The 12,135-nt window shown below is 61.8% G+C and carries 11 protein-coding genes; 5 read left to right on the top strand and 6 right to left on the bottom strand.

The annotated features are described in order from the left end of the window. The first annotated feature begins 220 nt into the window (after window positions 1-220). Together CO655_RS17295 and CO655_RS17300 are read left to right on the top strand one after the other, a co-directional pair. The gene (locus CO655_RS17295) at window positions 221-1,261 is read left to right on the top strand and encodes a glutamine synthetase beta-grasp domain-containing protein (RefSeq protein WP_064684407.1); all 1,041 of its coding nucleotides are present in this window, start codon (window positions 221-223) and stop codon (window positions 1,259-1,261) included. Window positions 1,262-1,500: 239 nt separating this feature from the next. Further along, window positions 1,501-2,682 carry a glycosyltransferase family 1 protein gene (locus CO655_RS17300; protein ID WP_097665584.1) on the top strand — a complete coding sequence of 394 codons (1,182 nt, stop codon included), beginning with the start codon at window positions 1,501-1,503 and terminating at the stop codon, window positions 2,680-2,682. A gap of 5 nt (window positions 2,683-2,687) precedes the next feature. Here CO655_RS17300 and CO655_RS17305 read toward each other — a convergent pair whose 3' ends face one another. Further along, a complete protein-coding gene (locus CO655_RS17305; RefSeq protein WP_097665585.1) occupies window positions 2,688-3,701 on the bottom strand; it encodes an alpha/beta hydrolase in 1,014 nt (337 codons plus the stop codon). Between the two features lie 161 nt (window positions 3,702-3,862). On the opposite strand from CO655_RS17305, the gene CO655_RS17315 reads away from it, so the two are divergent. Then, a complete protein-coding gene (locus CO655_RS17315) occupies window positions 3,863-4,300 on the top strand; it encodes a MarR family transcriptional regulator (protein ID WP_097665586.1) in 438 nt (145 codons plus the stop codon). A 240-nt stretch (window positions 4,301-4,540) separates the two neighbouring features. On the opposite strand, the gene der is transcribed toward CO655_RS17315, so the two are convergent. The 3 genes from der to CO655_RS17335 form a co-directional block, all read right to left on the bottom strand. Further along, a complete protein-coding gene (gene der / locus CO655_RS17325; protein WP_097604433.1) occupies window positions 4,541-5,962 on the bottom strand; it encodes a ribosome biogenesis GTPase Der in 1,422 nt (473 codons plus the stop codon). Between the two features lie 16 nt (window positions 5,963-5,978). Then, window positions 5,979-6,662: a tetratricopeptide repeat protein gene (locus CO655_RS17330; RefSeq protein ID WP_097604429.1), complete on the bottom strand. Its 684-nt coding sequence runs from the start codon at window positions 6,660-6,662 to the stop codon at window positions 5,979-5,981. A gap of 103 nt (window positions 6,663-6,765) precedes the next feature. Beyond that, entirely contained in the window at window positions 6,766-7,350 is a 585-nt protein-coding gene (locus CO655_RS17335; protein ID WP_097604425.1) for an NnrU family protein, read from the bottom strand. A 121-nt stretch (window positions 7,351-7,471) separates the two neighbouring features. Between CO655_RS17335 and CO655_RS17340 the strand changes: the two genes are divergently transcribed. Next, the gene (locus tag CO655_RS17340) at window positions 7,472-8,461 is read left to right on the top strand and encodes a polysaccharide deacetylase (protein ID WP_097604420.1); all 990 of its coding nucleotides are present in this window, start codon (window positions 7,472-7,474) and stop codon (window positions 8,459-8,461) included. A gap of 199 nt (window positions 8,462-8,660) precedes the next feature. Here the strand turns inward: CO655_RS17340 and sbmA are convergent, their stop codons facing one another. Both sbmA and CO655_RS17350 read right to left on the bottom strand, forming a co-directional pair. Continuing rightward, on the bottom strand, window positions 8,661-9,926 hold the full coding sequence (gene sbmA / locus CO655_RS17345) for a peptide antibiotic transporter SbmA (RefSeq protein WP_097604417.1): 1,266 nt from the start codon (window positions 9,924-9,926) through the stop codon (window positions 8,661-8,663). A gap of 125 nt (window positions 9,927-10,051) precedes the next feature. After that, complete coding sequence (locus tag CO655_RS17350; protein WP_097665587.1) at window positions 10,052-11,266, bottom strand: YbfB/YjiJ family MFS transporter; 1,215 nt, start codon at window positions 11,264-11,266, stop codon at window positions 10,052-10,054. Window positions 11,267-11,400: 134 nt separating this feature from the next. Here CO655_RS17350 and CO655_RS17355 point away from each other — a divergent pair, with 134 nt between their 5' ends. Beyond that, window positions 11,401-11,973, top strand: a complete 573-nt coding sequence (locus tag CO655_RS17355) for a PadR family transcriptional regulator (protein ID WP_097604410.1) — start codon at window positions 11,401-11,403, stop codon at window positions 11,971-11,973. Window positions 11,974-12,135 lie beyond the last annotated feature (162 nt).

A 12,135-nucleotide genomic window follows, 5' to 3' on the forward strand; every position in this document is an offset into this window, starting at 1 on the left:
CATCCGGTTCCAAAGCCGAAAATCCGTTTTCGCGCCGAAAGCGGGCATTTCGGTCACACAGAGAATGCGTGTCGGGCGGCTGATGTGCATATTTTCTTGTCGAGGCGGCCGAACTGGCACGCTACGTGCTTTTAAAAGCGCATCCCCTGGCGGTTGGATGCGCTTACGCGCGGAGATCGTCTCCGGATTTGCTCACCTTCGTAGCATTGAGAGAGTCACGATGACAAAATATAAGCTCGAGTATATTTGGCTCGATGGGTACACTCCGGTACCGAACCTGCGTGGCAAGACGCAGATCAAGGAATTCGACGTATTCCCGACGCTGGAACAGCTTCCGCTCTGGGGCTTCGACGGTTCGTCGACCATGCAGGCCGAAGGCCGCAGCTCCGATTGCGTGCTGAAGCCCGTCGCCATTTATCCCGATCCGGCCCGCACCAACGGCGCGCTCGTCATGTGCGAAGTCATGATGCCCGATGGCGTCACGCCGCACCCGAGCAACGCCCGCGCGACCATCCTTGACGATGAAGATGCCTGGTTCGGCTTCGAGCAGGAATATTTCTTCTACCAGAACGGCCGTCCGCTCGGCTTCCCCGAGCAGGGCTATCCGGCTCCGCAGGGCCCCTACTACACCGGCGTCGGCTATTCGAACGTCGGCGATGTCGCCCGCGAAATCGTCGAAGAACATCTCGACCTTTGCCTGGCTGCCGGCATCAACCACGAAGGCATCAATGCCGAAGTGGCCAAGGGCCAGTGGGAATTCCAGATCTTCGGCAAGGGCTCCAAGAAGGCCGCCGACCAGATCTGGATGGCACGCTACCTGCTGCAGCGCCTGACCGAAAAATACGGCATCGACATCGAATATCACTGCAAGCCGCTCGGCGACACCGACTGGAATGGTTCGGGCATGCATTGCAACTTCTCGACCAAGTATATGCGCGAAGTCGGCGGCAAGGCCTATTTCGAAGCGCTGATGGCGCAGTTCGAAAAGAACCTGATGGATCACATCAACGTCTACGGCCCTGACAATGACAAGCGCCTGACCGGCAAGCACGAAACCGCGCCGTGGAACAAGTTCTCCTACGGCGTCGCCGACCGCGGCGCTTCGATCCGCGTGCCGCACTCCTTCGTCAAGAACGACTACAAGGGCTATCTGGAAGATCGCCGCCCGAACTCGCAGGGCTGCCCCTACCAGATCGCGTCGCAGGTTCTGAAGACGATCTCGGAAGTTCCGACTGCAGGTTCGGCCTCCGCTGCCGCTTAACCTCCCAAACGGCGCCGGTCCATGACCGGCGCCGTCATTCCTTCCGCATGAAATTCGCGATCGGCCGCTGACATATTCGCGGGGATCGGGCCGCCAAAAGCCCTGCAAATGCAGGCATGCGGCTGTAATATTTCCATCATGGTCATGCCTCAAAATAGGCAGGCGGGAATCGCCGTTCCGGAACCCCGCTATGGGGCTGAGCGTTGGCATATCACTGCAACGCGGATGGAAATCACGACATGCTGCAACGTCCGGCAAACACTTATAGCGGCGAGAGCTGGGCCAATGCTGCGGCCGCCGGAAATCTGCCGGAACGGCTGGTGATCATCACCGACGCCTGGCACCCGCAGGTCAACGGCGTCGTGCGCTCGATCGAGAACACCAATCGCGAATTGGCGAAGATGGGCGTTGAGGTTTCGATGGTGACGCCGGAGCGCTTCAACAGCATCCCCTGCCCGACCTACCCGGAGATTCGCCTGTCGATCGCCGGTTACCGCCGCGTCGCGCGCGAGATCGAAAAGCATAATCCCACCTATGTGCACATCGCCACCGAAGGTCCGCTGGGGCTGACCGCCCGCCGCTGGTGTCTGCGCAAGGGCATGCCCTTCTCCACCAGCTATCACACCCGCTTTCCCGAATATGTTTCGGCCCGCCTGCCGATCCCGCAGAGCTGGCTCTATGCTTTCATACGCTGGTTCCACAATGGCGGCGCCGGCTGCATGGTCGCGACACCGAGCCTGGCCCGCGAGCTGTCAGCCCGCGGCATCAAGAATTTGATGCCCTGGACGCGGGGTATCGACGCCACGCAATTTCATCCCATGCCACTCGAAAAGGAGCCTTTCGGCCTGCCGCGTCCGATCTTCATGACGGTTGGCCGCGTCGCGCTGGAAAAGAACCTGCCGGCCTTTCTCGATCTCGACCTGCCCGGCTCGAAGGTTGTCGTTGGCGATGGCCCGGCGCGCGCCGAACTGGAGCAGCGCTATCCCGATGTGCACTTTACCGGCGTGAAATTCGGCGAGGATCTGGCGAAGGCCTATGCTCAAGCCGACGTCTTCGTCTTCCCGTCGCTCACCGACACCTTTGGCAACACCATCCTCGAAGCGCTGGCATCGGGCGTGCCGGTTGCCGCCTACCCCGTCACCGGGCCGCTCGATATTATCGGCGAGGATAGCGAGGTCGGGGCGCTGAATGCGGACCTGCGCACCGCCTGCCTTGCCGCCCTTTCCGCTTCGCGCGAGAAGGCGCGCGCGCTGGCCATGCAATATTCCTGGGAAGCGGCGACGACGCAGTTCATCAACAATATCCGCGCCGCCAATGGCGTGATCACGCCGAAATGGAAGAAGGCCTGGCAATTTGCCAAGTCGCTTCCAAGAAGCAGAAAGCCCGGCGAAACCGCCGGGCCTGTCCCTTCCTCGGACTGACCGATCTATTTGTGCAAGGCATTGCGCAGCGTGTCGTTCGCGACCTTGATCGCGCTGCGGACCGCCGGCGTTTCGGCAATTGCGTTCAGCAGCACGAAGTCGTGGATCGTACCGTTGTAACGGATCGAGGTGACCTTGACGCCAGCCTGGCTGAGCTTGCGGCCATAGGCTTCACCTTCGTCGCGCAGCACGTCGTTTTCATCGCTGATGATAAGGGCCGGCGGCAGGCCGTTGAGCTGTTCGAGCGATGCCTGCAGCGGCGAAGCCGTCGGCTCCTTGCGCTTGGCCTCATCAGGCAGATAGGCGTTCCAGAACCACTTCATCGCTTCCTTCGTCAGCCACGGGCCATTGGCGAACTCATTATAGGAACCATTGTCGAAATTGGCGTCGGTGACGGGGTAGAACAGCACCTGCTGGTCGATGGCGGGGCCGCCGCGCTCCTTGGCAAGCAGCGTCACCACCGCCGCCATGTTGCCGCCGACGCTGTCGCCCGCGACCGCGAGCCTGCCGGCGTCGACGTTGAATTCCTTGGCATGCTCGGCGACATATTTGGTCGCGGCATAGGCCTGCTCGATGGCCACGGGGTATCGGGCCTCCGGCGAGCGTTCATAGTCGACGAAGACGACGGCGGCATTGGCGCCATTGGCGATTTCGCGCACCAGCCGGTCATGCGTATCCGCATCGCCGAGCACCCAGCCGCCGCCGTGGAAGTAGAGAACGGCCGGCAGCGTGCCCTTGGCATGCTCCGGGCGGACGATGCGCAGCTTGATGCTGCCGGTCGGGCCTGTTTTGATGACCTTATCCTCTTCCTTTGCGGCGAGCTTTTTGACCTCGCCCTTCTGCGCGCCGGACAGAACGTTACGGGCATCGGCCGGCGACAGCGTGTAGATCGGCTTGCCGCCGGCAAGACCGTCGATGAACGTCTGCGTTGTCGGCTCGAGGACCGGATCGGCAAGCGCGCCGACGGCGGAGGTTGCCAGGAGTACTGCTGCGGAAACTGCGGTCTTGATGGTCGACATTGTCTTGTCCTCTCGGTTTCGTTGTTCGTCTCGAACACGTATTTATATCGCGCACGATTATTTATTGGACAATTTAAATTTCCGCATATCAGCCATGCATAAAAATCGCTTCCGATTATTTATCGCGCGATATAAATTCGCTCGGTTTTGGAGATGCCCCCATGCAGGATCAGCTGAAGCTCGACGATTTCATCTGCTTTGCCATCTACACGGCAAGCCACGCGCTGAACCGCGTCTACAAGCCGCTACTCGACACGCTCGGCCTCACCTACCCGCAATATCTTGCCTTGGTGGCGCTATGGGAACAGGACGGCCAGACGGTCGGCGGCCTCGGCGAGAAACTCTTCCTGGAATCGAGCACATTGACACCGCTACTAAAACGCCTGGAAAGCGCCGGCTATATCAGCCGCGAGCGCAGCAGCACGGACGAACGCGTCGTCGTCATCCGCTTAAGCGAAGCAGGCATTCGCCTGAAGGAAAAGGCGATCGGCATTCCCGGCTGCATCGCGGAAGCGAGCGGCCTTGACGCTGGGGATCTTACTCGGCTCCAGGCCGAGATCGTGGCGCTGCGTGAAGCGCTGACTAAGAGCATAGCTTAGATTCACCACAACCGAGATAGGTCGTGCCTGAGGCACCCCCCTCTGCCCTGCCGGGCATCTCCCCCACAAGGAGGGAGATCGACTCGCGGATGGAATCCCACCAGACAATTGATGTTGGAACGAGCGGGTCCGCCCATCCGATCTCCCCACCGGTGGGGGAGATGCCCGGCAGGGCAGAGGGGGTATCCCGCGCCACAACGCGACCGGATATTCCCGCAAGCACCAACTGGCGCCCAGCCTCTACGTCCGCTTCTTCTTCGATTCGTACGGATTATCAGGCGAACGGAAATGGATGCGGATCGGCACGCTCGGCATGTCGAAATCGGCACGCAACCCGTTGATCAGATAGCGCGTATAGGATTCCGGCAGCGCGTCGGAGCGGGTGCAGGAGATCATGAAGGCCGGCGGGCGTGCCTTGACCTGGGTCATGTATTTCAGCTTGATGCGCCGGCCGGAGACGGCCGGTGGCGGATGCTGGATCTGCTGCGTTTCCAGCCAGCGGTTGAGCCGTGCCGTCGAGATACGCTTGTTCCAGACCCTGTCGGTATCGATGATCGACTGCATCAGCTTGTCCAGCCCCCAGCCGGTCTGGCCGGAGATCGGCACGGCGCGGATGCCGCGCGCCTGCGGCAGCAGCCGGTCGGTCTTTTCGCGCAGGTCGGCAAGCACCGCCTGCCGGTCCTCGATCATGTCCCATTTGTTGAAGGCGAGAACGGCGGCGCGCCCCTCGCGCAGCACGAGATCGACGATCTGCAGGTCCTGCTTCTCGAAGGGGATCGTCGCGTCGAAAACGATGACGACCGTCTCGGCGAAGCGGATGGCGCGCAGCGCATCGGCGACCGAAAGTTTTTCCAGCTTCTCGGTTACCCGCGCCTTGCGGCGCATGCCTGCGGTGTCGAACATCTTGATGGTGCGGCCGCGCCAATCCCATTCGACCGAGATGGAGTCCCGGGTGATGCCGGCCTCCGGCCCGGTCAACAGCCGGTCCTCGCCGAGGAAACGGTTGATCAGCGTCGACTTGCCCGCATTCGGCCGGCCGACGATCGCCACCCTGAGCGGCTTGGTGTCGTCATAGATCGGCTCTTCGTCCTCGCCGTCGGCCTCGTTTTCGTCCGGCGGAATGTCGACATCGGTAACCGCGACATCGTCCTTGGCATAGGCACGGTCCTTGCCGATCGCCTCGACGATCGCGTCGCGCAGGTCGAGCATGCCCTGCCCGTGCTCGGCCGAAATCGGCGTCGGCTCGCCAAGACCCAGCGTATAGGCGTCGTAGAAGCCGCTGTCGGAGCCGCGCGCTTCGGATTTATTGGCGACGAGCACCACCGGCTTGCCGCGTCGGCGCAGCATTTCGGCAAGAGCGGTATCGACCGGCGTCAGCCCGTTCTTGGCATCGACGACGAAAAGCGAAAGATCGGCCTCGTCGATCGCCGCTTCCGTCTGGGCGCGCATCCGGCCCTGCAGACTTTCCTCGTCCGCCTCTTCCAGACCGGCCGTGTCGATAATCGTAAAGGTCAGGCCCATCAGCCGCGCATCACCCGGCCGGCGGTCACGCGTCACGCCGGGCGTATCGTCGACGAGCGCAAGCTTCTTGCCCACCAGGCGGTTGAAAAGCGTCGACTTGCCGACATTCGGACGACCGACGATGGCGACCGTGAAACTCATTCTTTTTCCTTAAAACTCAGCCCTGCGCGGCGGGCGCCTTGCCGGATGCGGTAATGAGATCAAGCATCATCTGGCCGCGATTGGCAACAGGACGCGGGCTTTCGGCGTCATCGACAATCGACTGGAACCATTGCCGCGCCTGCGCCATGTTGCCGGCCTTGTAGGCGGCCAGACCGAGTGCCTCGCGCGCCGAATGGCGGAAGGCGTTGCCGGGCACGGCCATTTCCTCGATCGCGGCCGAAACCTGTTCATAGGAGCCGTTCTCGATCAGCAGCCAGCCCGCACGCATTCTGGCGGCATCGCGCACGGCAGCGGGAATGCCGTTGTCTTTGCCGATCTCGTTGAAGGCGGTGATCGCCGCGGCGGCGTCGCCCTTTTGGGCCTGGACGGTCGCAGCCCGCATGCGCGCCAGCACCGGATAGGCGCCATGCCCTTCCTTCTCCAGCTTGTCGAGCGCGGCCAGCGCCTCATCGTTCTTGTTCTCGTCGGCAAGCTTCATCGCCGCCAGGAACTGGTCGCCGGCGCCCGAGGAACGGCTATCGTCCCAGTAGTCGTAGAGAACCTTGCCGGCGGTGCCGACGACGATCAGGATGGCAGCGACGATGATATAGCGGCCGAACCGGCGCCAGGCGCCCTTCATCTGGTCGGACCGCAATTCCTCATTGACTTCACGGATGAAGCTGTCGTCGTTGAATGCCATTCTCGTCTCCGGCCGCGGCAATACCCATAGGCTGTGCGCTACGCACATTGCCGGGCCTTCTACCGCATTTTGCCGCGGTTGTAAGGGGGATATGAAAGATTCGTTACACGACCAGCGGTGAAACGCCGATCAACCATTCGTGCAGCTTCCAGATGATCAGCGCCCAGGCAACGATGCCGATGACGACGGCATAGAGATCGTATTTCGCCGAGACGAAGGGGCGCAGCGTGATCTCGCCCGCCCGCTGCCGCCGTTTCAGCGAGATGCGCAGGATGACACCCCAGGCGAGGAAAGCGGCAAACAGCAGCACCGAAGACGTCTCGCCGTTGGCGAGCAGATGCGCCAGCGCCCAGATCTTCACCGACAATACCATCGGATGTTTCGTCTTGGTGGCGATGTGTCCGGCCGGCAGCAGCGAGGCGACCAGACAGATCATCGCGATCAGCATCAGCGTGATCGAGATATGCGCCATCCAGACCGGCGGATTGTAGAGCACACCGGTCACCGCGCGCGCCTGTCCGAAGCCGTAGATCAAGAGGATCAGCGTGGCGAGACTCGCGATCGAATAGGCGGCCCGCCAGCCCTTCTCGCCGAGGCTTGCGATCATCGACTGGCGAAAGCCGGGAGCGACCACCCGCACCAGATGCACGCCGAGGAAAAGTATGATGCCGATGATAAGCAAAGTCATTGCGGGTCCCTTCCGTGCCGTTTGTCATGGCTTAGAGCCTGGCGTGAAAAAATGCCAGCCGGACCGTAGCTTCGCCGCAATTCTATTAGAGGGAAACCGCGAACAAATTGTCGCGGTGCCCATGTCTCGTCCTTTCCTCTCCGCCTGTTTGGCTGCCTCGTTCCTTCTTCCTGTCACGGCAGAGGGGGCCGACCGGCCGAAGCAGCTGGTCATCATTTCCTTCGACGGCGCCCATGATAACGCGCTCTGGCTGAAAAGCCGCGAGATGGCCGCCAAGAACGGCGCCCACTTCACCTATTTCCTCTCCTGCACCTTCCTGATGAACGAGGCGGCGAAGAAGGCCTACCAGGCGCCGCATCAGAAACGCGGAAAATCCAATGTCGGCTTCGCCCAGAGCGACGACGAAATCCGCGAACGCCTCGGCAATATCTGGCATGCCCATCTCGAAGGCCACGACATCTCGAGCCATGCCTGCGGTCATTTCGACGGCCGCCTCTGGAGCGAGGCCGACTGGTCAGCCGAATACGCCACCTTCCACGCGACGCTGAAGAATGCCTGGAAGAGCGTCGGCCTCGACGAGCCGGCCGGCTGGCAGGACCTTGTCGATCATGGCATCAAGGGCTTTCGCGCCCCCTATCTCTCGGCAACCGCGGGCGCCGATATGATCGCCGCCGAAAAGAAGGCGGGCTTCACTTACGATGCAAGCCTCGTCACCAAAGGCCCGGCCATGCCGGTCGAAGAAGACGGCATCATCCGCTTCGGCCTGCCGCTGATCCCCGAAGGCCCGAGCGAAAAGCCGATCATCGGCATGGACTACAATCTCTTCGTCCGCCACTCGAGGGGCGAGGAAGATTCCGCAGACAGCGTCGCCTTCGAGCAGCGCGCCTATTCAGCCTTCTCCCAGGCCTTCGATCGCCAGTACAACGGCAGCCGCATCCCCCTCCAGCTCGGCTTCCATTTCGTCGAAATGAACGGCGGCGCCTACTGGCGGGCGCTGGACCGCCTGGTCAGCGACGTCTGCCATCGGGCCGATGTCGCCTGCGTCAGTTATTCCGAAGCGATCCCGATGATCGAAGCCCGCGGCAAGCTGCAGCAGACGTCGGGGTTGTGACGCGTTTATATTACCGGGACGGTGTACCGTGCGGCCCCCTCATCCGACCCTTCGGCCCACCTTCTCCAAGAGGAAGCAGTGGCGAGGTCGCGGTTCCCCCTTCTCCCCGGCGGGGAGAAGGTGCCCGTCAGGGCGGATGAGGGGGCCGCACGGCACAGCGGGCCTTAAAGCCACGACCCCACCCGTCCAGCCTCACCCATCAGCCATCAACATGAACAACGCCAGCTTCGCGCTCCAGATAATGCTGGTCGATCGCCGGCAGCGGCTCGTCGTCGATAGCAGCCTCGAAGGCCTTGAGGCGCTTGTGGATGGAGAGCAGTTCGATGATCGTCGTCCAGGAGTTGACCAGATACTGGAACGAGTTGCTGACCTGGCCGAAGGCGGTCGAGATCTGCTGGAAGATACCATAGGTGATCGTGCCTGCAACGATCGTCGGGACCAGCATGAAGACCACGAAGAGCGCGTCTGCCTGAATGTAGAAATAGCGGGCGACGTTGAAATACATGTAGTGGAAATACATGCGGAAATAGTTCCGCCGAACGTTGTTGAAGAGCTCCCTGACCGTCAACGGCTGAGCCCGCTCGGCATGATCCTCGCCATAGACGAGTTCCTTGCGATAGGCGGCTTCGACGCGCTGATTGCGGAAGTTCAGGCCCGGCAGCTTGATACCGGCGACCGCCAGAAGCAGCGTGCCGAATGCCGACCAGAAGAGCGCCAGCCAGAAGAGTGAATTCGCCAGCGGCCCGATGACCGGCAGTTCAGTCACGTAATGCGAGAGCGTCAGAAGGATCGGAAGGAAGACTACGAGGGTCATCACCGAGTTGATCAGGCTAATGCCGAGACCTTCGAGGGTGCTCGAAAAACGCATCGTGTCTTCCTGAACGCGCTGCGAGGCGCCCTCGATGTGACGCAGCTTTTCCCACTTCGACATGTAGAAGTCGTTCATCGCAGCGCGCCAGCGGAAGATGTAGTGGCTCGTAAAGAAGTCGGTCATGATCGACACGAACATGCTGAGGAATGCGATCTGACAGAAGACCCACATCAGGCTGTAAAAATTGTCGACGGAAATGCCCGGCTGCTTCGACAAGGCGTTCTGGAGAAGATCGCCGAAGGGCCGGCGCCAGTTGTTGATCACGACCGTGATCTGGACGCCGAAATAGGTGACGAAAATGATAAGCGCCGAACCCCAGATCGACCATAGCTTCCAGGGATGGTGCAGCGCCCTCAGATGCCATGCGCCGCAGAAGATCACCGCCGAGAGAAAGAAGTAGCTGTAGAACCAGATATTTTCGGGCAGCAGGAAGAAAGAAAGATCGATCGGCTGCTGCTCTTCCGGAACCGGCACAAAGCCGAGCGACGCGCCGAGGCCCTCAGCGACAAAATACCAGCCGAATATTGAAATCAGTGTCCACACGACAAGCGAAATGAAGAAAGGTTTCGGCTGGGGAAAAAACGAATGAAACACGGGGGGCTTTGCTTTCCTGAACTGGGAGTCTCGGGAGTGTCTTGGAACACTGATTGTGCCGGAAACTAAGGCAGTTCGAAGGAAGCAGCAATGGGTTCGGCCGATTGTTACGGAGATGTAACCGGTTAGGCGACTTTCTTGATCACGGGCATCACCAGAGCGGCGCAGACCAGGAGTGCGGCGGCGGCGATCACCGTCGGCACGGTGAAACTGCCTGAGCGTTCGGCGATCCAGCCGGCAACAACAGGCCCGACGATCTGGCCGAGGCCGAAGGCGGCGGTCATCATCGCCAGAATTCGCCGCGGGCTCTCGGGCGAAAGCTTGCGGCCGATCTGCAGCCCGTAAGCCGTGATCGCGAGGAACGTCGCGCCGAACAGTGCGCCGCCGATCAGCGGTGCGACCGAAGGCGGCAGCGCCACGGTTGCCATCACGCCGGCCGCCTCGACCAGAAGCGCCGCGACATAGACGCCGCCGAGCCCGAGGGGCCTCACCAGCGGCCTCCAGGCAAACAGCGCCACCGCCGCCGTCAGACCGGCGATGAACCAGCAGAGGAATTCAACGAAAGCTCCCGTTGCCGACAGGCGGGCGATGGTGACGAGGAAGGTCGCGGTGATGACATAGCCGAAGCCGAATAGGCCGTAGGACAGGGTTACCAGCACCATCGGCCGGCTCCAGTTGAGCGCCGGCTCCTTGCCCGCCTCAGCCGTTTGCGCCGGTGCCGACGGCAGCAGAAGGTAGACGACGACCAGGCTTATCGCACAATAGATTGCCCCGCCGATCCAATCGGCGCGCCAGCCGCCCGGCCCGTCGTGAAAGCCGAGGCCGATCAACAGCACCATCACCGAGGACAGCGCGATCCCCGCCCCGGGCCCACCGAAATGCGCCGCCTGCACATGGTCGTTGCCGGCCGCAGCCCCGTGGCTGAGCACGATCGACGAGGTGAAGACCATCGCAAAGGCGCTGGCGAGGCCGGCCAGGAAGCGGATGACGGCGAAGACCGCGACGGAATCGGTGGCTGCCATGGCCGCGAGCAGGATTGCGGTGGCAAGCAGCGCCGAGAGCGCCACCAGCCGCTCGCGCCCCGCCGCCCAGCCATAGGCCGCAAGCACGGCGCCGACCAGATAACCGACGAAATTGGCCGAGGCGATGAAGCCAGCATCCGCTGCCGAAAGCGGCACGCCGCTCATCATCCCGGGCAGGATCGGGGTGTAGGAGAAGCGCCCGAAGCCCATGGCCGCCGCCATGGCAACGGCGCCGGCAGCGGCGGTGGCAACGAGGTTCGGCTGGGAGCGAGGCGGGCGGGAAAGCATGCAGTGCTTATCGCGCCGCAACACCGGCATCGCAAACGACTATTTCTGATCGGTCGATCAATTTCCGGAAAGGTCGAAAAAATCCCGGCTCGACTTGAAAACGAGTATCTTACGATATATGTTTTACGACATAGCCAACGATACATCTAGCGAAAGGAAAAGCCATGAGAGGTTTTAAAGGCGGCATGTTCGGTGAAGCGTTTCGCATGGGCCGCAAATTCGCGGCGGGCGATCTGCAGCTCGTCATCCTGGCCCTGCTCGCCGAGCAGCCGCGCCACGGTTACGAATTGATCAAGCTGCTGGAGGAGCGTTCCGGCGGCTTCTATGTGCCGAGCCCCGGTGTCATCTATCCCGCACTCACCTATCTCGAGGAAACCGGCCTTGCCGAAGTGGAGAACGAGGGCACCAAGAAGCTCTACCGCATCACCGAGGCCGGACGCCGCCGCGTCGAGGAAAACCGCGACATGATCCTCCACACGCTCGCCAAGCTCGAACGCATCGGCGAGAAGATGGCCTATGTGAAGCGTGTTTTCGAAACCGATCGCCACGGCGCCGACAGCGATGACGGCGACTTCATGCAGGACGGCGGCGATATCCGCGCCGCCCGCATGCTGCTGCGCTCGGCCCTCAGGATGCGTTATCCCTGGTCGAAAACCGAGGCCGCCCGCATCGCCGGGATATTGGAACGCGCTGCGACGGAGATCCTGCAGGGCGGCAGGCCGGAAACGCGGGGGTGAGCGCGAAGATTGGCCGCCAAGCTGGGTGAGTTGATGGATGAGCCAACCTCCCCTCCTCATCCCTGTGCTCGTCACAGGGATCCAGTGCGCCCAGGTCCCTGGGCGCGGGAGACTCTCCTCGATATCCAATAGAGTCATTCACCGCGCAGACGCGCGGTGGCT

Source organism: Rhizobium sp. M1 (assembly GCF_002531805.1).
GTDB lineage: Bacteria > Pseudomonadota > Alphaproteobacteria > Rhizobiales > Rhizobiaceae > Rhizobium > Rhizobium etli_C.